We start from the raw sequence: 218 nt of genomic DNA, 5'->3' as shown, positions 1-218 counted from the left end.
ATCAACTCCTACAAGCGTCTGGTCCCGGGCTACGAAGCACCGATCAACCTGGTCTACAGCCAGCGCAACCGCTCAGCCTGCGTGCGCATTCCGATCACCGGCACCAACCCCAAGGCCAAGCGGCTGGAGTTCCGCTGCCCCGACTCCTCCGGCAACCCCTACCTGGCGTTCTCCGCCATGCTGATGGCCGGCATCGACGGCATCAAGAACAAGATCGA

General features: G+C 62.8%; 1 pseudogene. It reads left to right on the top strand.

The annotated features are described in order from the left end of the window. Positions 1-218: pseudogene (locus LI94_RS21780) on the top strand (type I glutamate--ammonia ligase); the annotation flags it as partial.

This window comes from Mycobacterium sp. UM_Kg27, from assembly GCF_000972905.1.
In the GTDB taxonomy this organism is placed as follows: domain Bacteria; phylum Actinomycetota; class Actinomycetes; order Mycobacteriales; family Mycobacteriaceae; genus Mycobacterium.
This window is presented reverse-complemented; position numbering and strand designations above follow the sequence as displayed.